Raw genomic sequence first — 21,856 nt, 5'->3', positions numbered from 1 at the left:
TGTTTCGCCAATTGATTGAGGAGTCGAACATGCAACAACTTCCTGGTTTCAAACGCGTGGTCACCGGGCACGACGCCCAGGGCCAGGCGGTGGTCGCGCTCAGCGGACCGACGCCCAATAGCTTCCCGCTCAAGTCCGTACCCGGCACGGTCTTCCATGAGATCTGGAACAGTGGCGCCAGCCCGGCCGTGCTGGATAACGGCGACGACCCCACTCGTAAGCCGCTCCAGTTGAGTCCGGCGCCGCTGGGCAGTGTGATCCGGGTGGTGGATATTCCGCCCGACAGCATGCAGAACCAAATCAGCGCCGAGGACGCCTTGGCCGCCTTCGCCGAAATTGGCCAGGCCCATGCCGGCACGGGACAGGCGGATTCGAGACACAAGCTGATGCACCGCACCGAAACGCTCGATTACGGCGTGGTCACGGAGGGTGAGGTGTGGTTGGTGCTCGATGGCGAGGAAGTGCATCTCAAGCGCGGTGACATCGTCGTGCAGCGAGGCACCAACCACGCCTGGAGCAATCGCACCGAGCAGATGGCCCGCATGCTCTTCGTCCTGCTCGATGGCCGCTTCGCCCCCGAGCTGCAAGGAGAACCGTCATGAAGCTCAGTACCCTCAAGCATCCCAGCCGCGACGGTCGCCTGCTGGTGGTGTCGCGCGACCTGGCCTGGGCGGTGGAGGCCAGCGATATTGCCGCGACGCTGCAGGATGCCATCGAGCGTTGGCCGAGCGTCGAAGCGGCCTTGCGCTTGCGGTATGACGCCTTGAACGAAGGCATGCTGACCGGTGCCTTCCCCTTTGATCCGCAGCAAGCCGCCGCACCCTTGCCACGTGCCTGGCAGTGGCTGGACGCCTCGTCTTTCCTCAGTCATGGCGAGCGCATGCAGAAAGCGTTCGCACTGGACCCGATCGAAGGTGTTGAACACACGCCGCTGATGTATCAAGGCTGTGGCGATGATTTTCTGGGAGCCCACGACGACATCGTGCTACCCAGTGAAAGCCACGGTATCGATTTCGAAGGTGAATTCGCGGTGTTGGTCGATGAAGTCCCCATGGGCTGCTCGGCGCAAGATGCTGTCGACCATATTCGGCTCATCGTGCAAGTCAACGATGTCAGCTTGCGTGCGCTCGCCCCCCGTGAAATGAAGACCGGCTTCGGTTTTATCCAGGCCAAATCCTCGTCGAGTTTTGCTCCGGTGGCGATCACCCCCGACGAGTTGGGCGAGGCCTGGCGCGACGGGCGTGTGCACCTGCCGCTGAGGGTCGAATGGAATGGCCAGTGGTTTGGTCATGCCCATGGCGGCGCCATGCATTTCGGCTTTCATCAGTTGATCGCCCATGCGGCCATGACCCGGCGACTCCGGGCCGGCTGCGTGATCGGTTCTGGCACGGTTTCCAATGCCGACCCCACGGTTGGTGCGGCCTGCATCGCCGAACGTCGTGCCGTTGAGATGATCGAGCAAGGGGCGCCACAGACACCCTTCATGCGCTTTGGTGATCGCGTGCGCATGGAAGTCTTCGACCTGCAAGGGCAGTCGGTTTTCGGGGCGATAGACCAGCGTGTCGTGCGCGGAGGCCTCCCATGCGCGTGATGATTACCGGGGCCAATGGTTTTGTCGGCCGGGCGCTGGTGAAACGATTGCTCCAAACCAATGAACTGCAAGGCCGGTCGATCAGCGCGTTGATACTGCTGGATAAAGAGTTGGCAGGGTTTGCCGACGATAAGCGCCTGCGTCGGCATTGCGGCAGTGTGACCGATGCCGCGTTACTGCGCCGCGCGCTGGCCGATGGCATCGATGTGGTTTTTCACTTGGTCAGCATCCCCGGTGGAGCGGCCGAGCAGCACTATTCACTGGGCTATCAGGTCAACCTGCTGGCAAGCCTGGAGCTGCTTGACCAGTTGCGCCAGCAGCCTGGTGCGCCGGTGCTGGTGTATGCCAGCAGCGTGGCGGTGTACGGCGGCGACCTGCCGGCGCGCATCGATGAGCGTGCCGTGCCACGCCCGCAGTTGAGCTACGGTGCGCACAAGGCGATGGTGGAAATGGCCCTCAACGACCTTGCCCGACGAGGCGAGGTGGACGGTCGTGCCGTGCGCCTGCCCGGCATTGTCGCCCGTCCACGTGAACCCAATGGACTGCGTTCGGCGTTCATGAGCGATCTGCTGCACGCCTTCGCCGAAGGCCAGCCGTATTGCTGCCCGGTTTCGCCGCAGGCGCAGGCCTGGTGGATGTCCGTGCGGTGTTGCGTGGATAACCTGTTACGGGCCGCCGAACTGCCCGCCGCCGAACTTGGCGAGTCACGTGTCTGGCAATTGCCGTTGTTGCACCTCTCCATTGCCCAGGTCATCGATGCCCTGGCCGCTGCCTACGGCCAGGAGCGCCGCGCGCTGATCAGCTTCGCACCGGATGCCGGGCTGCAAGCGTTGTTCGGCAACTTTCCTGCAATGAAAACCCCTCTGGCCCGTGCCCTTGGCTTTCGCCATGACGGCTCGGCTGCCGCCTTGATACGAAACAGTTTGAACGCTGCTGCCCCGGCGCGTCGTGTGCGTGGACGGGTGGCGCTTGGAGTGACTGATCATGCAATCAACTAAACGCCGCCTGGTGGACCTGTCCGTTACCCTGGACAACAACCCCTACACCGACCCACCGCCGTTGCTGCCGAAAATCGACTACATGGACCATCAGCAAGGCTGGCCGGAGATGGCCGCGATGTTCCCCGGCCTGTCCAAGGCGCAACTGCCCGGCGACGAATCCTGGGCGGCTGAGCGCCTGCAGATCACGACGCACAGCGGTACGCATATGGATGCCCCTTGGCACTACGCCTCGACCACGGACGGTGGCAAGCCGGCGTTTGGCATCGACGAGTTGCCGTTGGAATGGTGCCTGCAACCCGGCGTGAAGCTGGACTTTCGTCATTTGCCGGATGGCCATGTGGTCAGCGCCGCCGAAGTGCAAGCCGAGCTGGCGCGCATCGACCACGTGCTGCAGCCGTTGGACATTGTCCTGGTCAACACTCGCGCCGGTGCGCTGTTCGGTCAGCCAGGGTATCTGGATGCCGGGGTTGGTATCGGCCGCGAGGCTACGTTGTACATGCTCGAGCGCGGCGTGCGCGTGGTCGGCACCGATGCCTGGAGCTGGGACGCGCCGTTCAAGTACACACGCGAACGCTTCGCCGCCACGGGCGACGCCTCGATCATCTGGGAAGGGCACAAGGCCGGACGCGACATCGGCTACGGTCAGATGGAGAAACTGGCCAACCTGGAATGCCTGCCGGCCCATGGTTTCCAGGTGTCCTGCTTCCCCTACAAAATCAGGCACGCTTCGGCCGGCTTTGTCCGCGCCGTCGCGATTTTCGAGGTGTGAACGTGCCGGCGGCCGGTGGAAAAAAACGCGGCAGCCTGTCCCAGGGGCTCGAGGCGCTGCTGTCAGGGCTCATTCTTGAGGGACGACTGCGTGGTGGTGAACAGTTGCCCACCGAATCGGTCCTCATGCTTGAGCATGGGGTCAGCAGAACCGTGGTGCGCGAGGCCATGTCGCGTCTGCAGGCTGCTGGAATGGTCGAGACACGCCACGGTATCGGGACGTTTGTGCGCGGTAGCACCCTGTCGCTGGGGGCCTTCATCGACCCGACGACCCTCGGCATCATCACAGATTCGCTGGCGATCATGGAGTTTCGGATCGGTCTTGAGGTAGAAGCCGCCGGGCTCGCCGCCTTGCGACGCAGCCCGGATCAGTTGGCGGGGTTGCGGGCGCTCCTCGATCAGCTCGGGCAGCCTGCGGTCAGCGTCAATGATCGGGCCGCGTTGGATTTTCAGTTCCATTTGAGCATTGCCCAGGCGACAGGCAACCACTACATCGCGAGTACACTGCTCAACCTGGGCGTGGTCATCATCCCGCGCAGCCGACTGGATTGTGCGCGACTGTTTCACGATGAGCCTGCGCACTACGAACAGCGCATGCAAAGCGAGCACGAACAGATTTACCAGGCGATCTTCAATCAGGACGCTGAATGTGCGCGCGCTGCCATGCGCCTGCACCTTCACGACAGTCGCGAGTATCTGCATCAGGCGCGCCAAGAGCTGCTGATATGACGAATAACCAGAACTCCCAGGTGCCAGCCACGGCCACGCAGCATCCTGCCACGGCGCTCACCATCATCGATCCTCGCTGGACCTTGTTCGTACGTGTCGTGGCGGCTGGCAGCCTCAGCAAAGCGGCCGTACTGCTGGATATGCCGCAGTCCATGGTGAGTCGCAATATTGCCGTGCTCGAGTCGCAATGTGGCGAGCGCCTGTTTCATCGTACGGGGCGCGGGGTGGTCCTGACCGAATTTGGCGAGCAATTGTTGCCGTGTATATCGGGCCTTCTCGCGGACGCTGAAGGGCTTGCCGATGACATTCGCAACCTGCGTGGCAAACCGGTGGGCGAGGTGGTCGTAGGCATGTTGCCCTCCGCGGTGCGTCGGTTTGCGGGAACGCTTTTTTCTGCGGTGCGCGCCCAGATGCCGGGGGTGAGGTTGCACCTGATCGAGGGCGCGAGCGCTCAACTCGAAGAGCAACTGCACGATGGTCGCCTGGATATGGCACTGGTGCTGCGCGAGAGCGAGGCCAGCATCGGGCAAGCCCACTTGCTGGCCAGGCTACCGCTGCATCTGGTGGGGCCCGCCGTCGATCCTCTGTTCGGCAATCGAGATATTGCGCTGAAAAATCTGTCGGGGTTGCCATTGGTCGTGCCCGGGCGACCGCATTTGCTGAGGGCCAGGCTCGATCATCTGGCCGCCGAGCATGGCGTGGCGTTGTGCGTAGCCGTCGAAGCCGACTCCGTCCAACTCCAGTACGAAGTCGTGGCGGCCGGTGGCGGTTATGCGATTGCTTCTGTACTACCGGGCTCGCTGGATCAACGGCTGATGTCATCGCGTATCGTCGAGCCACTTCTCGAGCGCTTTGTCGTGCTGGTCGAGTCGCCCCGTCGTCCCTTGACCCGTGCCTCCCGTGAAGTGCGCCGGCTGATCTGCAGTCTGGCCATGCCATCGATTTGAGCGATAGCTGCTTTCGATCCCCGGCAGTATTCGGTGGGGTATGGGCCTCGTAGGGTGTCAGTCAATCACCGATTGATACCCGATTGCGAGGTTAGCGCTATGCATCACCCCCAAGAGTCCCAAGCCATTGCCCCGACGCTTTTTCTCAGCGACGCCGATGTTGCCTCGCTCGCCGACTGGAGCACCGCCGTTGCCGCGCTCGCCGAGGCGTACGCACACCCTGCATCGGATGCCATGGTACCGCCTCGTTCCATGGCCCGGGGCGATGGCATCTGGCTGCGCAGTTTGACCGCTGTACCCCCGGCTGGCGGCCATATGGGCTGCAAGTTGATCGCGGCCTCGATGCGGGCGCGTTGCGCCAGCTACCTGATCGCATTGTTCAACCAGCAAACCATGGCGCTCAGCGCCTTGATCGATGGCAATCGGGTGACGGGGTTGCGCACCGCGGCAACCGCTGCGTTGGCGGTCGATTTGCTGGCGCCCAAGCGCGCGCTGCGGGTGGGTGTGATTGGCTCGGGATTTGAGGCCCGTGGCGCGTTGGACTGCCTTAAGTCCGTGCGCGATGTGGCCCATGTCCGGGTCTTCAGTCCGACACCCGCGAGCCGCGAGCGGTTTGCCGAAAGTTTCAGGCCCGGGCTGGATATCCAAGCGGTGAGCAGCGCGCAAGAGGCCGTACGGGATTGTGACGTGGTGATTTGTGCCGCACGCAGCCGTGACGAGTCTCCGGTACTGCAAGGCGCCTGGCTTTGCCCGGGCGCTACGGTCGTGTCGCTGGGGTCCACCTTGCCTGAGCAACGGGAGGTTGACCCGGTCACGATGGAGCGAGCCGTCTGCATCGTCGCGGATATGCCGCAAGAGGTGCTTCACGATACGGGTGACGCCATTGCTGCGATCAGTGCCGGCGTTTATGTCGCCGACAAGTTGGTCGCGCTGTCGGACCTGGTGGCGGGTCGTGTCAACCCGCGCCAGAACGCCAACGACATCGTCCTCTACAAATCGGTGGGCTCGGCGCTGCAGGATGTCGTCATCGCACAAGCGCTGTACGAGCGCGCCAGGCAACAGGGCCTCGGCATCGAGTTGCCTGCCAGCATTGTCCCTGTCTCGAAATAACCCCTCACTGTTCAAAGGAAATCACCATGGCTACTTACAAGAAAGCGGATGCCCGTGCCTGGACGCGGGAATACCTGGTGGGCTGCTCGGCGGTCACCATCCCGAGTTTTAGCGCCGACCTGAAGCGTCTCAATGAACGGGGCATACGCCACGACATCGAACAGGCGGCAGGACTGGGCTACAGCAGCACGTTGCTGTGCAGCGAACTGGCGATCTCTGCCCAGGAAAACGCCCAGTTCACGGCCTGGGCCCGTGAGTCGGGGAAAAACCTGATCCTGTTCTTCCATGCGGCTTTTGGCACGCTGGCGGAGAACATCGAGGCGGTGAAGCTCGCCGAGAATGCCGGCGCAGACATCGTTCTGCTCTCCTATCCGCCGCAGTTCTGGCCGACCAGCGAGCAGGAAATCTACGACTACACCAAGTCGTTCTGCGACGCGACGGACCTCGCCGTCATGCTGTTCCCGATTCCGCTCTGGGGCTTTGAGCGCGTGCATCCGGCAGGGATGTCGTTGGAATTGGTTCGTCGGCTGTTGGCCGATTGCCCGAACATCGCGGCCATCAAGTCGGAGCAAGGGTTCCCGCTGCCGGCGGGCATTTGCGAGATGTACTACCACTTTCGTGATCAGGTGGTGATCAGTTGCCCGATTGAAGCTGACGCGATCCCCCTGATGAGCCTGATGAAACTGCAGTTTTCCGGCACCAGCAACACGGCCTGGATGAGCGACTACTACCCGAAAGCTTTCGAACTGGCCCGCACGGGCCGCTTCGAGGAGGCGATGGAGCTGTATTGGAAGGTCAATCCGGCCCGCAGCGCCAACGGCGCCGCCGCGCAAAGCTATGCCGGCGGCACCGGGGTACTCAACCGCACGATGTGGAAATACCAGGATTGGCTCGCCGGCTTCAACGGTGGCCCACTGCGAGCCCCGGCGATGCGCGTGCCGGATCGCCTCATGAAGTCCCTGCGTCAAGGGTTGGTTGCGGCGGGGCTGCCGGTGACTGCTGACCCTGACAGCGCCTTCATGATCGGACGTCACCCGTGCTGATTGAGAGGATTGAAAAGTGAAGCATTTACTTAAGGATCCCACGCTGTGGCGTACCGGAGCCTACATCGCTGGAGAGTGGCTGACCGAGACGCCGCACGGCCAGTACACGCTGCGTAATCCGGCGGATCAAACGGTGTTGGCCGAGTTGCCACGCTGCGGTGAAGCTGAGGTTAGGCACGCCATCGACGCGGCGCATGACGCCTTCGGTCCGTGGCGCCGCCTGACGGCTAAACGCCGTGGCGAGGTATTGCGCCGTTGGTACGAGTTGATGGTTGAACATCGTGAGGACATTGCCACGTTGATTACCCTGGAGGAGGGCAAGCCACTGGAGGAGGCGCGGGGTGAAGTCGATTACGCGGCGTCTTTCGTACGCTGGTTTGGCGAGGAAGCCACACGGGTGCGCGGTGATCTGATTCCAGGCGTAAAGGATACACAGCGCATTGTGGTACTGCGCGAGCCCATCGGGGTTTGCGCGGCGATAACACCCTGGAATTTCCCCGCAGCCATGATCACGCGCAAGGCCGCTCCAGCGCTCGCGGCCGGTTGCACGATGGTCGTGAAACCGGCCAGCCAGACACCCCTGACCGCCCTGGCGCTGGCTGAACTCGCCCTGCGTGCGGGTGTGCCGGCCGGTGTTTTCAGTGTGATCACCGGCAATGACACCCGTGACATTGCCGGTGAACTCACGGCCAACCCGCTGGTGCGCAAACTCACCTTCACCGGGTCCACGGAAGTGGGCCGGCTGCTGCTGGCGCAAGCGGCACAGACGGTCAAGAAATGCTCCATGGAACTGGGCGGCAATGCCCCGTTCATTGTCTTCGACGATGCTGATCTTGATGCGGCGGCTGACGGTGTGATGTTGGCCAAGTTTCGCAATGGTGGACAGTCCTGTATCGGCGCGAATCGGGTGCTGGTGCAGTCAGGGGTCTATGACGCATTGGCCGAGCGCATCGTCGAGCGCATGGCACGCCTGAAAGTGGGCAATGGCCTGGAGCCGGGTGTACAGGTTGGGCCGTTGATCGATGACGCGGCGGTACGAAAATCCCAGGCGCTTGTCGATGATGCACTGGCGCAAGGCGCTCGACTGCTGTCCGGCGGCAAGCCCCATGCCCTGGGCGGGTGTTTCTTCCAACCCACCTTGTTGGCCGATGTGACTCATGGGATGCGGGTCGCCCGCGAAGAGATCTTCGGCCCGGTCATGCCACTGGTGCGTTTCGACAGGGACGACGAAGCTATTGCGATGGCCAACGACAGCGAGTTCGGCTTGGCTGCATATCTGTTCAGCCGCGACGCGGCCCGTATCTGGCGCAACGCCGCCCGCATCGAATCGGGCATGGTGGGCATCAACTGTGGCTTGATTTCAAATGAGGTCGCACCCTTCGGTGGGGTCAAGCAGAGCGGTCTTGGGCGAGAGGGATCTCACCTTGGGATCGATGAGTTCCTTGAGGTGAAATACCTCTGCTGGGATGGCTTGGAAAACGTGTAAACCCACGTCTGCGGTTCATATGAACCGCAGTTCGCTTCATATGCGCGAGGCAAGTCAACCTCACTGCAAACTGCCCACCGCCATCGCGAGCAAGCTCGCTCCCACAGGTTTTTGTGTTGTGTCCAGATACCGTGAACATGCGCTGCCCCTGTGGGTACTCAGCAATCGAACAAGCCTTCCCTCCGACACCCATCACCTCCTGCGATACCTCTGATTGTGGAAAGCGATTTCAGCGCTGATAGCCGATTCGATAGTCTCGTTGTCGATCCGGCATTTTCAGTCGGAACTTCATGAGTTTGCGGCATTGAGTCGATAGCGCTGCAGAGCTTGTCGGTGCGCCATGCAATGTCAGCCCGATTGAAATAAGAATAATTAGGAGAGCGTGATGATTGCAGCAGTCAGTAAGGTCCTGGTGATCGGAGGCGGGTTTTCCGGTATGACCGCAGCTATCCAGCTCGCCTCTCAGGGCGTCGAAGTGGACCTGGTGGAGATAGACCCTCTGTGGTGTCCCCTGGGGGCGGGTATTACGCTCAGTGGGCCCACGTTGCGGGCGCTGGATACGGTCGGGATTCTTGAGCGGGTGGCTGGGGAAGGGTATCTGTCGACCAATTTCGATGTGTTTTCACCGGCAGGCGACCTGATCGTGCAGTTGGCGCTTCGACCTCCGGTCAGCGATAAGCCGATACCCTGTGGCGGCGGCATCCTGCGCCCGGTGCTGGCTCGGATCTTTGCCGACAAGACGCGGGAGGTGGGCACTCATGTGCGCCTCGGCATCACGTTCGACAGCATCATCGAGCACGAGAGTGGCGTTGAGGTGTCTTTCACCGACGGCACCGCTGGGCGCTATGACCTGGTCATCGCTGCCGATGGCGTGCACTCGCGGATGCGCAAGGAGTTTTTCCCGGAGGCGCCCTCGCCAAAGCCCATTCACCAGAGTGTCTGGCGCGCGGTGCTGAAGCGTCCGCCGGAAATCGTACGCCCCACGCATTGGCTGGGACGCACTAAGGTCGGCGTCAATCCCATCTCCGAAACGCATATGTACATGTTCCTCATGGAAAACCGCGAATTTTCCGAGTGGATCGATCCGGCCAGTTGGCCAGGTGAAATGGCGCGTCTGCTGGGTGAGTTCCCCGCGCCGGTCCTGCAAGGGCTGGTGCCGCAACTGTACGAGGCGGGCGCCAATATCGACTATCGTCCGCTGGCCAATTTGTTGGTGCCGTTGCCGTGGCATAAAGGTCGCATCGTGCTGATTGGAGACACGGTGCATGCCACCACGCCACATCTGGCGTCCGGGGCTGGCATTGGCATCGAGAGCGCCATCGTGCTGGCCGAAGAACTGCTCGCCGATAGCGATCTACAGGCTGCCCTGACGCGGTTCGAAGCGCGGCGTTGGGCGCGCTGCCAACTGGTGGTGGAGAACTCCGCGCGTCTGTGCGAGATAGAAAAGAGTGGGGGTGACAAGGAAGAGCATGCCCAGATCATGCGCGAGTCCACTGCGACGTTGGCCGAGCCTATCTGAGTCATCGGGACTCTTCGGCTGGATGCACCCTGCAAAAGAAGGTGTAGAGAGCGACCTTGAATCGCTTCAGCATCCAGTTCGAAGAGGGAGTGAGGTCATTGACCTCTATTGGCACAAATCCAGGATGACGACTTCATTGACATAGACGAAAAAAGATTCAGACGACAGCACGACGCCCTCGTCTGAAAGCTGTTGGAACAGCGATCGCTGATACTGACGAAAAACAGAAAGATCGGCTTCATGTTCAAACCACAGGCTGGAAGTGCCTTCGTATACCGCTATCTCCGGCCCGAAATAAGACGTCACTCGGTCACCCTCGGGCAGGTATCTGGCGCGAACGTGCCTGCGCAGCGCTTTCTGGAAATCCGGGTATCGATTGGCAACAGCGTCGTGAGCTGAATCCCAAGCGGTGAAGAAGGTATCCAGTTGCACCGTTGGGTTCTTTTTCAGGAAGACGATCGCTTTCCATGTGTGGGGGGCTGAACCGGTATTGGAGATCTCTACTTCATCCATCAACTGAGCGGCCTGTTTGGACAGGTCGGCGAAGTTTTTTGCATCGGGTCCGACGGTTTGTTGGGTATAAGGATCGCTGAAGGTGTGGATCAAGCCTGACATATCGTCAAAAAATAATTCCGTGACGGAGTCTCGGTGGAATGTTTGTGTGTAGGCGCTATCGGAGTCCACCCCGAACGCCGAGTCGATGACATGGTTCTGCACGTATCGTTTGACACCTAGAGGTTTGCCCCGGGCGATTTCTCCATGCTGGTGTTCTATATAGCTCAAGAACTCGGCATGAGTCATGCCGGGTTTCCGGCGTACGGCAGCTAGCATTTTAATCATGAGGTCACTCGCGTCTGGTCGGGGTTGATCACATCGAATACGGTTTTTGGCGGGCTGCACTCACCGTAATTTTTTAGAAATAAAAGATAAGACCAAGACCGCCCTCGAAACCAATCAGTGTTTCTGCTGGCAGGTATCGCGCAAAAACATGCTTGACGGGGGCCCACAGACCACGAGGCTGTTTCCGGTCAGCCACATCGTCTGCGCAGTGCAGAGCTCACGTTCCCTCGGTCCGGCGAAGGACCTCCCAGGCCTCAGTTGTCAGGAAACGGCAACGACAGAAGCCAGGCACTGAAGGCCTTCAGCGCCGGCAGGTGTTGGTATCGGCTCGCGTAGACAAGGTAATAGCTGCGTCCACTTTCCATCGGTTCAAACAGCGCAACCAGGTCGCCGCTCTTCAGTTCATCCTGGACCAGGATTTGTGGAACCAGCCCAATCCCGATCCCCGCTGACACGGCTTGGATAAGGTGGGCCGTGAGTTCGAAGCTCGGGCCGGATCGCATGTTGCGGTGGTCGACGTTGTGCTTATCGAACCAGTCCGACCAGGCACCCGGCCTTGATACGACGTTCAACAAGGCATGCTCGGTAACGTTCGCCGGCGACATTGCCCGGTACTCGGGCAATGCGGTAGGGCTGGCGATCACCACCAGTTTTTCCGTGAGCAACTGATGTGCAATGTAGCCAGGCCATTCCCCCGAGCCTGCGCAGATGATTGCATTCATGTCGTGGGTGGAGGATTGAACGTCTTCGCGGATGATCCTCGAATGTATGTGCACCAGCAGGTCCGGGTGCCTGGCATAGAATTCATGCATCCGCGGCAGCAGCCATTTGGAACCGAGGGTTGGCAGCACGGCCAGGTTCAATGGGCCGCTGTCGCTCTTGTAGGCGATGGCCTGCAACGTTGCGCTTCGAATACGCCCCAACGCGGCCGCCAGCTCGTGCTGATACAGCGCGCCGGCGGCGGTCAGTTCAATCTTTCGCCCTTCGCGGCGGAAGAGTTCGATTTCAAGTTGCGCCTCCAGGGTCTGCACCTGTCGGCTGACGGCGCTTTGGGTCAGTGCCAACTCTTCCGCGGCCTTGGTGAAGCTGCAATGGCGTGCGGCGGCCTCAAAGGCAACCAGCAGCGACATCGAGGGCGTCAGTCGTCTAGGGTTCATTCATAAAGCTCATGCAAAAACAGCAGGAATTACGTTTGCTCCGACCGTATAGGCAGGCAAGAATCATGAAAACCTTATGCAGCTGCTCGATACGTCCTGTACTGAGCATACGTAATGTGAATGCATAGATTAGCTTTTCAGCCTGTAGGAATACATCATGATTGCCCGGTTATCGCCTCCTGACCCCCAGAAAGCGACCTATGACGCTTTTCTGAATGCGCTCCAAGTGGCGGGGTTCCAAGGCGAGATTGCCCGCGACCATGGCGACCGGACGGTATTGGCCACCGACAATTCCATCTACCAGCGCCTGCCTCAAGCGGCGGTATTCCCCCTGGATGAACAGGACGTTATGATCCTGTCACGCCTGGCCGCCGAACCCGCGCACCGTGCGGTCGTGCTCACGCCGCGCGGTGGCGGCACCGGCACCAACGGGCAATCGCTCACCGATGGTGTGGTGGTCGACCTTTCCCGCCATCTGAACAACATCCTGGAAATCAACGTCGAGGAACGCTGGGCCAGGGTACAGAGCGGTGTGGTCAAGGATCAGTTGAACGCAGCGCTCAAACCCTACGGTTTGTTCTTTGCCCCCGAGCTCTCGACGTCTAACCGCGCGACTATTGGCGGCATGATCAATACGGACGCGAGTGGCCAGGGGAGCTGCACCTACGGCAAGACGCGCGATCACGTGCTCGAACTTTCGACGGTGTTGCTGGGCGGTGCTCGTCTCACCAGTTCAGCCGTCGACGCCGCGCTGTTATCGGCGCTGGTCGAACGCCAGGATCGGGTGGGGGAGGTCTACCAGTGTGCGTTGGACATTGCCGATACCCACGCCGAGCTGATCAGGGACACCTTCCCGAAACTCAACCGTTGCCTGACCGGTTATGACTTGGCCCATTTGCGTGAACCCGATGGGCGCTTCAATCTGAACAGCGTTCTTTGCGGCTCCGAAGGGTCCCTGGGCTTCATCGTCGAAGCCAAACTGAACGTCCTGCCTATCCCGACATACTCCATCCTGGTAAACGTGCGTTACGCCGGGTTCATGGAGGCCTTGCGTGACGCGAAGGCGTTGATGGCAATGAAGCCGTTGTCGATCGAGACCGTGGACTCGAAAGTGCTGATGCTGGCGATGAAGGACATTGTCTGGCACGGCGTCGCCGAGTATTTCCCTGAAGACCCTGATAGGCCGACGCTCGGGATCAATCTCATCGAGTTCAGTGGGGATGACGAAGCGGCGGTTCAGCAGCAGGTTCATGAGTTCGTCCTGCACCTGCAGCGCGATACTTCTGTGGTCCGCTTGGGCCACACACTGGCCATCGGCGCCGATGCGCTCAAGCGTGTCTATGCGATGCGCAAGCGCGCCGTGGGGTTGTTGGGTAACGTCAAGGGCGAGGCCAGGCCCCAGCCGTTTGTCGAAGACACCGCTGTTCCACCCGAACACCTGGCGGACTTCATCCAGGCGTTCCGTGCGCTGCTCGATCGCCATGACCTGCAGTACGGCATGTTCGGTCACGTCGACGCCGGGGTCTTGCATGTGCGGCCGATCCTCGACATGAAGGACCCGACCCAGGCCGCCTTGATCCGGCCGATTTCCGATGCGGTCGCGGCCTTGACGCAACAGTACGGCGGACTGTTGTGGGGCGAACATGGCAAGGGCTTGAGGTCGCAGTACGTGCCCGATTACTTCGGGGATCTGTACCCCGCGCTGCAAGCGCTCAAGGCGGCTTTCGATCCATTCAACCAACTCAACCCCGGCAAGATCGCCACCCCGAACACGCTGCCCGGCGCTCGATTGACCCGCGTCGATGAAGTGCAAATGCGCGGTGCCCTGGATCGCACCATCGATGAACGTGTCTGGCAAAGCTATGACACGGCGGTTCATTGCAATGGCAATGGCGCGTGCTACAACTTCGACCCGGACGACGCCATGTGCCCGTCCTGGAAGGCGACGCGCAATCGCATTCACTCGCCCAAGGGGCGGGCCTCGTTGATCCGGGAATGGCTGAGGTTGCAGGGCGAGCAGGGTGTCGATGTACTGGCGGCCAGCGAGCGGGTTCGAGGGGCTGGCGGGGCGCCGGGCGTTGCGCGCCGGGCCGTGAATAGCCTGGCCCGGAAGATGGGGCAGCCGGACTTTTCCCATGAGGTCTATGAGGCGATGAGTGGTTGCCTGGCTTGCAAATCCTGCGCGGGCCAATGCCCTGTCAAAGTGAATGTGCCGGAGTTCCGCTCGCGTTTCCTTGAGCTTTACCACAGTCGCTACCTGCGTCCCCTCAAGGACTACCTGATTGGCTCATTGGAATACACGGTTCCGTATCTCGCCAAGATGCCGCGGCTGTACAACTTCGTGATGAGTGCCCGGCCGATCCGCTGGGGGCTCGAACGAGTCGCCGGGATGGTCGATAGCCCGCTGCTCAGCCTGGTGGATTTTGCCGCCGTGTGCCGGCGCTGGAACGTGGAGCTGGCAACTCCGGAGCGCCTGGAAGCACTTAGCGCTGAGCAGCGTGAGAAAAGTGTCATCCTCGTTCAGGACGCTTTTACCCGGTTTTTTGAAACGCCATTGCTCGTTGATTGGGTGGAGCTGATCTCGAGGCTGGGCTACCGAGTCTTCCTGGCCCCGTACGCGCCCAACGGCAAACCGCTTCAGGTGCAGGGTTTCCTGAAAGCGTTCGAGAAGGCCGCCAGCTCCAACGGCCAGACCTTGCTCAGCCTCCAGCAGTATCGAGTGCCATTGGTGGGGCTCGATCCGGCGATGACCCTGGTCTATCGACAGGAATATGCCAAGACACTGGATGCCGGCAACGCTCCCCAGGTGTTGCTCGCGCAGGAGTGGCTGATGGATGCGCTGCCGGAAGATGCAGCAGTGGAAGAGCGAGAGCCTTACCACTTCCTGCCCCATTGCACGGAAAAGACCAATGAGCCGGGTAGCATCGGGCAATGGCAGAAGATTTTCCAGCGCATGGGCCTGACGCTTCAAGTGCAGGCCAGCGGCTGTTGCGGGATGTCGGGCACCTACGGGCATGAAACGCGAAATGCTGGAACGTCCGACACGATCTACGGGCAGTCCTGGAAGCCGCTCCTGCAGAAACTCAACCGGTCAGGCAGGGTGGTCGCCGATGGGTACTCTTGCCGCAGCCAGGTGAAGCGGCAAGAGGGTGTCGCAGTGCTTCATCCCCTGCAGGTTTTGTTGGCACGGGTGAAAGACGTGTCGGCCGGGCTCGGATAGTCACAGATCCCCTGTGGGAGCGAGCTTGCTCGCGAAGGCGGTGGGTCAGGCGATGAAATGTCGGCAGGGCGGGCCTCATCGCGAGCAAGCTCGCTCCCACATGGGGTTGGGCACGGCCCGGCCTTGCGACTGGGTGAAGGCTTTGTCGAGGTCGCCTGGTCTCAGGACGCGTCCTGCTGATAGGTGCAACCCACGTAGAGATCGCTGTCCTTGTTTTCGGTGGAGGCCACGCGCAGGGTCGCGCCGTTGTCGAGGTTGCGTTGGTAATCCACGTAGCCGTCGGTATCCAGCGTCTTTTCCAGTTTCAGGGCGTTGGCGAGTTTCTCTGCGTCGGCCTTCGGGTTGCTGCTTTTGGCCTGGAGAAAGAAGCTGAAGCGGTCGGTCATCACCAGAGTGGTCGATGACACGCCGTGCACCGTCAGCGCCGGGGAAGCTTGCCAGGCGCCACCGCCCCACGGGGTGTGCGCTTCATCCTTGGCTAGCGACACTTGCTGCGCGTCAACCAGGCCGTTGAACTCGCTCACCTGTTGCGCACTGGCCTGGCACTGCGCCAGGGCCTTGAACAGATCGCTGTGGCTCGGGCCGGCAGCCAAGACAGGGACGCTGGCCAGGCAGCCAGCCAGGGCGACGACACCAAGAGAGATTTTCATGAGGACATCCTTGTTCAGTTGGATAACAGGTGATGAGTGCCCGAGGTGAATGGCAACGGGCATCGGATAGGGACGACTTGCCCGGCTGCATACGGGGCTGGGCTGCGGTCGCAAGCTTGCCATCGCGGACGTGAATATGTCATCAGGATATTTTGGAAAAACTGGCGCTAAGAGCAGGCCATGGACGGATCGAGCCAGTTGCAGCCACTCACCCTGTAGGGCAGGTCTTCTGGACATCGGCAAAGCATGGCCGCCAAAGCCCCCTTTCTGGCCTCCCATAACCTCAACGCTGGAGTAGCGTTGCCGTAACGTGCACCTGACTGCGCGCGAAGGAGCGTCCTGATGAACCGTAGAACCTTTATGCTCGGCACCGCAGGAGTGGGTGCATTGATGGTCGGGGCGGGGGCGCTGTTGCGTCCGAGCGACCGGGGCAGTCCCTACACCGAGTACTTCCACGCGCTGAATCAGGAACTGAAGGTCCATGGGCCGATGCGGCCGGTGATGCTGATCGACCTCGATGGGCTCGATCACAACATCGATGTGGTCATGCAATCGGTCAAACGTGCCGGCAAGCACTTGCGCCTGGTGGAGAAGTCCCTGCCGTCACCGGGGTTGTTGGCGTATATCGCCAAACGAACCGATAGCCAGCGGCTGATGTCGTTTCACCAGCCGTTCCTCAATCAAGATGCAGTGACCTTTCCCGAGGCCGACCTCTTGCTCGGCAAGCCTTTGCCGGTGCGCTCGGCCGAGCTGTTCTACCAAACCCACAAGGGCACCTTTGACCCTTCCAGGCAATTGCAATGGCTGCTCGACACCCCGCAGCGGCTGATGGATTACCTGGTGTTGGCGCAGGGGCTGGGCATCCGGATGCGGGTCAATATCGAGCTGGATGTCGGCCTGCATCGCGGCGGAGTCGCTGACCATGCGGTGCTCGGCGAGATGCTGAGGCTGATCAGTGCCCATCCTCAGCATCTCGAATTCTCAGGCTTCATGGGTTATGACCCGTTTGTCGGCATGGGCGTGCCCCGGGTCCTCGGTTCGTCCCAGGCGTTGTTCGACCAGGTGATGGTCATTTACAACGGCCATGTGAACTACGTACGTGAGCATTTTCCGGCGCTTTGGCACGACGGGCTCACGCTCAATACCGCCGGCAGCCCCAGCTATCGCATACATGAACAGGAGCGCTTGAGCAGCGAGGTCTCGGTGGGGACGGCGTTTCTCAAGCCGACGCATTACGACTTGCCATCGCTGGCCGAGCATGTGCCGGCGGCCTTTATCGCAACGCCGGTGTTGAAGAGCACCGGCACCGTCAATTTTCCCGCTTTGGATGACAAGTCCCGATTGTTCTCCTGGTGGAACCCGAATCAGCGTGGAACCTTCTTCATCTATGGCGGCAACTGGATGGCTGAGTTCGAGTCCCCTTCGGGGCTGCAAAGTAACGAACTCTATGGCCGCAGTTCCAACCAGGAAATGGTCAACGGCTCACCGGCCGTGGGGCTGAACGTGGAGGACCAGGTGTTTTTACGGCCGACTCAGACTGAGTCCGTGCTGCTGCAGTTTGGCGACTTGCTGGCCGTGCGCGGGGGAAAGATTGTCGAAACCTGGCCGGTGTATTGACTGGCGATTCACCGGCGCAACCCTCCATCATGCTTGGCCGGCAAAGCGGTTTGCTCAAAGCTTGCCCCGCAACAGAAACAGCACCAGCGCGAGCAGGCAGGCCGTCGCCTGAATCCCACCCAGCGTCGTGACCGGTGCGAAGCTCAAGACCGAGGCCAGCCAGGTGGTCAGCGCAGCCGCGCCCATGGAGAGAAAACCCAGCAGTGCGGAGGCCATCCCGGCTTCTTTGCCGAAAGGGCCCATAGTGATTGCCGTGCCCAGTGGGTTAGCCAAACCCATGCCCCAAAGGAAGGTGACCATCGAAAGGGCATACCACCACAGCCCAGGCACGGCCGGACCTACCAGAAGCAGGCCTCCGCCGATCATGGCGCAGGCGATGCCCAGGAGCGTGATGACTCGAGTGCCATGACGATGGGCCAGGCGCGGGGCCGCCATGCCGGCTGCGAACACGACGAATACCGTAGAGGCGAAATACAGGCCGGTCTGCACCGACGTCAGGCCGATACCTTGCATCAGGATGGCGGGCGCCGCCGCGAACGAGGCGAACAGGCCGCTCATCAGCAGGCTCATTGAGAGGGCAGGAAGGATGAAGCGCTTATCCAGTACCAATCGGCGATAGGCGAGCACTACGCTCTTGGCCGAGTGGGGCGCCCGGCGATCGGCGGGATGGGTTTCTCCGAGGTCGCGCACGTAGAAAAACGCCAGTACCACGGCGGCCAGTCCCACCAGGATAAAGATGGCACGCCAGCCGAGCGTGACGGCCAGTACGCTGCCGGCCAACGGCGAAAACCCCGGTGCCGCGGCAGTGGCGATCATCGTCAGCGACAGGGCGCGGGCGAGCGTCTCGCCTTCGAACAGATCCCGCGCGATGGCGCGCGACAGCACCGAGGCCGCACACACGCCCAGCGCCTGCACGACGCGCCCGGCGATCAGCACATCGAGGGTGCTGGCAAGGCCGGCAATGACGGTGCCGACCACGAACACCGACAAGCCGCCCAATACCAGTTTCTGGCGCCCGTAGCGGTCGGCCAGTGGCCCGACCACCAGTTGGCCCAAGGCGAAGGTGATGAAGAAACTGGACAGCGTCAGGCCGAGTTCGCGAGCGGTCACGCCCAAGTCTTCACCGATAGCCGCAAACGCCGGGAGGATGATGTTGGTAGAGAGCATGCTGATCGCCGCCAGGCCTGCAAGCAGCGCCACGACTTTGCCGGTCAATGGTTGTGTGGAGGCGTGCGGTTGGCTAGCGGTAATCGCCAATGAAGTTCTGGCTTCCATACGTCATCTCCTGCGCGGGTGGAGGGCGTGCCTCAACCTGAGTCTGCGGCCCGTGGTGGTTCACATGATGGTCATAATATTCTGGCCAAATATGATGATCATCATCTCAGGCGTCAAGATAAATATTGGCGGTTCGAGTTTCGTCACAGGAATCACCTGCGCACTGTCTGCCACCGGACAGTTGATCAACACGGTTGTCACCATGCAGGCATTCCTGTTGATCGAATGCACATCTAACTTGTTGTAAATAAAAGAATTATTACTTGGCACGAATTGTGTTGATAGAGCAGTGAGAAGCACTCGGAAGGGGTGCTGAATCTATCGAGCAGGAGTTCCCATGCCACGTGAAATTCGATTGAATGCCTTTGAGATGAACTGTGTCGGTCACCAGTCGCCCGGTCTCTGGAGGCATCCCAAGGATCGCGCCTGGCAGTACAAGGACCTGGATTACTGGACCGACCTGGCCAAGCTGTTGGAGCGCGGCAAGTTCGACGGCATCTTCATCGCCGATGTGATTGGTATCTACGATGTGCTCGGTGGCAATGGCGATGCGGCCATCCGCCAGGCGACGCAGGTGCCGGTCAACGATCCCTTGGCGTTGATCACGCCGATGGCCCTGGTGACCGAACACCTGGGCTTTGGCCTCACCGCCTCGTTGACCTTCGAGCACCCTTATCCCTTCGCCCGTCGCCTGTCCACGCTGGACCACCTGACCAAGGGGCGCATCGGTTGGAACATCGTCACCTCTTACCTCGACAGCGGGGCGCGCAACCTCGGGCAGAAGGCCCTGAGCGATCACGATGCGCGCTACGACTACGCCGACGAATACCTGGAGGTGCTCTACAAGTTGTTCGAAGGCAGTTGGGAGGAGGGCGCGGTGGTGCGCGACCGTGAGCGCGGCATCTTCAGCGACCCGAGCAAGGTCCACGAGATCCGCCATCAGGGCAAGCACTTCCAGGTGCCGGGCATCCACCTCTGCGAGCCGTCGCCGCAGCGCACGCCGGTGCTCTATCAAGCGGGAGCATCGAGTCGTGGCAAGGACTTCGCCGCCGGGCACGCGGAATGTGTGTTCGTTGCCGCGCCGTCCAAGGTGATCCTGAAGAAGACCGTGGCCGATATACGCCGGCGTGCTGCCGAAGCCGGACGCGATCCGCGCAAGGTGCTGATCTTCAACTTGCAGACGGTGATCGTCGACGAGACCGACGCCAAGGCCCAGGCCAAGTGGCGGGAACTGAAATCCTACAGCAGCTACGAGGGCGCGCTGGCGCTGATCTCCGGTTGGACCGGTATCGATTTCGGTCAGTACCGGCCCGACCAGGTGCTCAAGCACATCCATACCAACGCCATCCAGTCGGCCGTGGAAACCTTCTCTACCGCTGACCCGGACAAGCAGTGGACCGTCCAGGAGCTGGCCGACTGGGTCGGTATCGGCGGCTTCGGCCCGTTGATTGTCGGCAGTGCGCAAACCGTGGCCGACGAGCTGCAGGCCTGGGTCGAGGACACCGATGTGGACGGTTTCAACCTGGCCTACGCCTTGGCCCATGAAACCTTCCGCGATGTGGTTGAGCTGCTGGTGCCCGAGTTGCAACAGCGCGGTGCGTACAAGACCGAATACCGCCCCGGCACCTTGCGCGACAAGCTGTTCGGCGACGGTCCGCGACTGCCCGCTAACCACCCTGGCGCCGGCTATCGGGACTTGAAGCGCCTCGCCCCGCGCAGCCACCTCGCTGAACCGGCCTTGGCCGCTGAGGAGTAAGCGCATGAGTGTCTACGAACTCAATTCGCCACTGCCCGACCGAGTCACGGACAGCGCCCTGGCGGCGTTGCAACGCTGGGCCAGGGAACGACCGACGCAGATCGCCCTGCGCCATCGGCGCCTCGGTCTCTGGAAGGCCTGGCGTTGGATCGATGTGCAGCGCGAGGTCGAGCGTGTGTGCGATGGCTTGCGCCAGCAAGGCTTTGCCCCTGGCGCGCGGCTGGCACTCAGTGGTGCCTTCGAGCCGAGCTTGCTGATCCTGGCACTGGCCGCACGCCAACTGGGTGGGCACAGCGTGGTGATCGACCGCGACAGCCGGGGTGAGGATCTACAACGTCAGTTACGCCTGACCCGTCCGGCGTTCGCCTTTGTCCAGCGCCGCGAAAGCGTGTCGCACTGGCTGCAGTGCGGCCTGGACAAGGAGTGGCCGCTGCGGTTGTATTCGGCCCAGGTCAACGTAGCGAATCGTGGTCTGTGGCAGGTGCAGTCGCTGTCGGTGCTGTTTGTCACCGAGGCGCCGACTGCGCAACGCCAGGGCTGGGCCCAGGTCGCCGAGGACGCGGTGGTGTGGGTCGATGAAGGCACCGAGTGGCGCGATGGCCTGGTCCACTTGTTCAGTCGCTGGCTGGAGGGTGGTGAAGGCTTGGCGTTTCCGGAAACGCGCGAGTCAGCCAGTCGCGATCGTCGCGAGATCGCCCCCACAGCCTTGCTGCTGTCCGCCGTGCGAGTCGAATCCCTGGCGGCGGAAATCGAAGCCCGCCTGCCACTTCCAGGCAGTTGGCGCCGACGCCTGTGCGAATGGACCCTGGACGATCCGCGGCGTGGCCTGCGCCGCTGGCTCAAGGCGCGGGTGCGGCACCTGCTCGGCTTCCAGCGGCTGCGCCGGATCGAAGTGCCGAGCGCGCCCGCAGACGCGGTGCTGCAAGGCCCTGCACGCCAATCGTGGTTGCAGGAGTACCTGGAGCGAGCGGCATGAGTGCACTGCTGGAGGTGCGCAACGTGTCGCTGTCGTTCCAGGGCGTGAAAGCGATTTCCGACCTTTCGTTCAGCGTCAAGCTTGGCGAGATCTGCGCGCTGATCGGGCCGAACGGCGCGGGCAAGAGTTCGCTGCTGAACATCCTCAACGGCGTCTACCGGGCCGACGCCG

At 61.5% G+C, this 21,856-nt stretch carries 20 protein-coding genes; 15 read left to right on the top strand and 5 right to left on the bottom strand.

The features are described 5' to 3' along the window. Positions 1–29: 29 nt before the first annotated feature. From J4E53_RS05465 to J4E53_RS05420, 10 genes are all read left to right on the top strand, one after another. Complete coding sequence (locus J4E53_RS05465; protein WP_060742798.1) at positions 30–602, top strand: cupin domain-containing protein; 573 nt, start codon at positions 30–32, stop codon at positions 600–602. Then, a complete protein-coding gene (locus J4E53_RS05460) occupies positions 599–1,591 on the top strand; it encodes a fumarylacetoacetate hydrolase family protein (protein ID WP_103308140.1) in 993 nt (330 codons plus the stop codon). The genes J4E53_RS05465 and J4E53_RS05460 overlap by 4 nt, the downstream gene beginning before the upstream one ends. Then, the gene (locus J4E53_RS05455; protein ID WP_060742796.1) at positions 1,582–2,589 is read left to right on the top strand and encodes an NAD-dependent epimerase/dehydratase family protein; all 1,008 of its coding nucleotides are present in this window, start codon (positions 1,582–1,584) and stop codon (positions 2,587–2,589) included. Before J4E53_RS05460 ends, J4E53_RS05455 begins: the two co-directional genes overlap by 10 nt. Continuing rightward, complete coding sequence (locus J4E53_RS05450) at positions 2,576–3,361, top strand: cyclase family protein (protein ID WP_177431680.1); 786 nt, start codon at positions 2,576–2,578, stop codon at positions 3,359–3,361. Before J4E53_RS05455 ends, J4E53_RS05450 begins: the two co-directional genes overlap by 14 nt. After that, positions 3,358–4,089 carry a FadR/GntR family transcriptional regulator gene (locus J4E53_RS05445; RefSeq protein WP_207268113.1) on the top strand — a complete coding sequence of 244 codons (732 nt, stop codon included), beginning with the start codon at positions 3,358–3,360 and terminating at the stop codon, positions 4,087–4,089. Before J4E53_RS05450 ends, J4E53_RS05445 begins: the two co-directional genes overlap by 4 nt. Then, on the top strand, positions 4,086–5,036 hold the full coding sequence (locus tag J4E53_RS05440) for a LysR family transcriptional regulator (RefSeq protein WP_103308143.1): 951 nt from the start codon (positions 4,086–4,088) through the stop codon (positions 5,034–5,036). Before J4E53_RS05445 ends, J4E53_RS05440 begins: the two co-directional genes overlap by 4 nt. Before the next feature lie 99 nt (positions 5,037–5,135). After that, positions 5,136–6,146 (top strand): ornithine cyclodeaminase family protein, encoded by a 1,011-nt coding sequence (locus tag J4E53_RS05435; protein ID WP_103308144.1) that lies wholly within the window; start codon positions 5,136–5,138, stop codon positions 6,144–6,146. Between the two features lie 26 nt (positions 6,147–6,172). Then, positions 6,173–7,189 (top strand): dihydrodipicolinate synthase family protein, encoded by a 1,017-nt coding sequence (locus tag J4E53_RS05430; protein WP_103308145.1) that lies wholly within the window; start codon positions 6,173–6,175, stop codon positions 7,187–7,189. Positions 7,190–7,205: 16 nt separating this feature from the next. Beyond that, on the top strand, positions 7,206–8,675 hold the full coding sequence (locus J4E53_RS05425; RefSeq protein ID WP_103308146.1) for an NAD-dependent succinate-semialdehyde dehydrogenase: 1,470 nt from the start codon (positions 7,206–7,208) through the stop codon (positions 8,673–8,675). Positions 8,676–9,060: 385 nt separating this feature from the next. Then, entirely contained in the window at positions 9,061–10,194 is a 1,134-nt protein-coding gene (locus J4E53_RS05420; protein WP_103308147.1) for an FAD-dependent oxidoreductase, read from the top strand. 105 nt (positions 10,195–10,299) lie between these two features. Here the strand turns inward: J4E53_RS05420 and J4E53_RS05415 are convergent, their stop codons facing one another. Together J4E53_RS05415 and J4E53_RS05410 are read right to left on the bottom strand one after the other, a co-directional pair. Further along, positions 10,300–10,995 carry an EthD domain-containing protein gene (locus J4E53_RS05415; protein ID WP_256587137.1) on the bottom strand — a complete coding sequence of 232 codons (696 nt, stop codon included), beginning with the start codon at positions 10,993–10,995 and terminating at the stop codon, positions 10,300–10,302. Between the two features lie 293 nt (positions 10,996–11,288). After that, complete coding sequence (locus tag J4E53_RS05410) at positions 11,289–12,191, bottom strand: LysR substrate-binding domain-containing protein (protein ID WP_103308149.1); 903 nt, start codon at positions 12,189–12,191, stop codon at positions 11,289–11,291. 157 nt (positions 12,192–12,348) lie between these two features. Between J4E53_RS05410 and J4E53_RS05405 the strand changes: the two genes are divergently transcribed. After that, complete coding sequence (locus tag J4E53_RS05405) at positions 12,349–15,411, top strand: FAD-binding and (Fe-S)-binding domain-containing protein (RefSeq protein ID WP_103308150.1); 3,063 nt, start codon at positions 12,349–12,351, stop codon at positions 15,409–15,411. Between the two features lie 161 nt (positions 15,412–15,572). On the opposite strand, the gene J4E53_RS05400 is transcribed toward J4E53_RS05405, so the two are convergent. After that, positions 15,573–16,061, bottom strand: coding sequence for a hypothetical protein (locus J4E53_RS05400; RefSeq protein WP_103308151.1), 489 nt, complete (start codon positions 16,059–16,061; stop codon positions 15,573–15,575). A gap of 411 nt (positions 16,062–16,472) precedes the next feature. On the opposite strand from J4E53_RS05400, the gene J4E53_RS05395 reads away from it, so the two are divergent. Continuing rightward, a complete protein-coding gene (locus J4E53_RS05395) occupies positions 16,473–17,678 on the top strand; it encodes a DSD1 family PLP-dependent enzyme (protein WP_177431682.1) in 1,206 nt (401 codons plus the stop codon). Between the two features lie 54 nt (positions 17,679–17,732). Here J4E53_RS05395 and J4E53_RS05390 read toward each other — a convergent pair whose 3' ends face one another. Both J4E53_RS05390 and J4E53_RS05385 read right to left on the bottom strand, forming a co-directional pair. Further along, positions 17,733–18,953 (bottom strand): multidrug effflux MFS transporter, encoded by a 1,221-nt coding sequence (locus J4E53_RS05390; protein WP_103308153.1) that lies wholly within the window; start codon positions 18,951–18,953, stop codon positions 17,733–17,735. Positions 18,954–19,013: 60 nt separating this feature from the next. After that, positions 19,014–19,157: a hypothetical protein gene (locus tag J4E53_RS05385; protein ID WP_158249649.1), complete on the bottom strand. Its 144-nt coding sequence runs from the start codon at positions 19,155–19,157 to the stop codon at positions 19,014–19,016. 133 nt (positions 19,158–19,290) lie between these two features. Here J4E53_RS05385 and J4E53_RS05380 point away from each other — a divergent pair, with 133 nt between their 5' ends. From J4E53_RS05380 to J4E53_RS05370, 3 genes are all read left to right on the top strand, one after another. After that, entirely contained in the window at positions 19,291–20,709 is a 1,419-nt protein-coding gene (locus tag J4E53_RS05380; protein WP_060742784.1) for an LLM class flavin-dependent oxidoreductase, read from the top strand. A gap of 4 nt (positions 20,710–20,713) precedes the next feature. Then, positions 20,714–21,685, top strand: a complete 972-nt coding sequence (locus J4E53_RS05375) for an AMP-binding protein (protein WP_103308154.1) — start codon at positions 20,714–20,716, stop codon at positions 21,683–21,685. Continuing rightward, the coding region (locus tag J4E53_RS05370; protein WP_207268114.1) for an ATP-binding cassette domain-containing protein at positions 21,682–21,856 on the top strand (175 nt) is incomplete at its 3' end. The genes J4E53_RS05375 and J4E53_RS05370, both read left to right, overlap by 4 nt.

This window comes from Pseudomonas sp. FW305-28, assembly GCF_017351395.1.
Lineage (GTDB): Bacteria > Pseudomonadota > Gammaproteobacteria > Pseudomonadales > Pseudomonadaceae > Aquipseudomonas > Aquipseudomonas fluorescens_AA.
The sequence above is the reverse complement of the archived record's forward strand: the minus strand, read 5'-3'. Positions and strand labels throughout refer to the sequence as shown.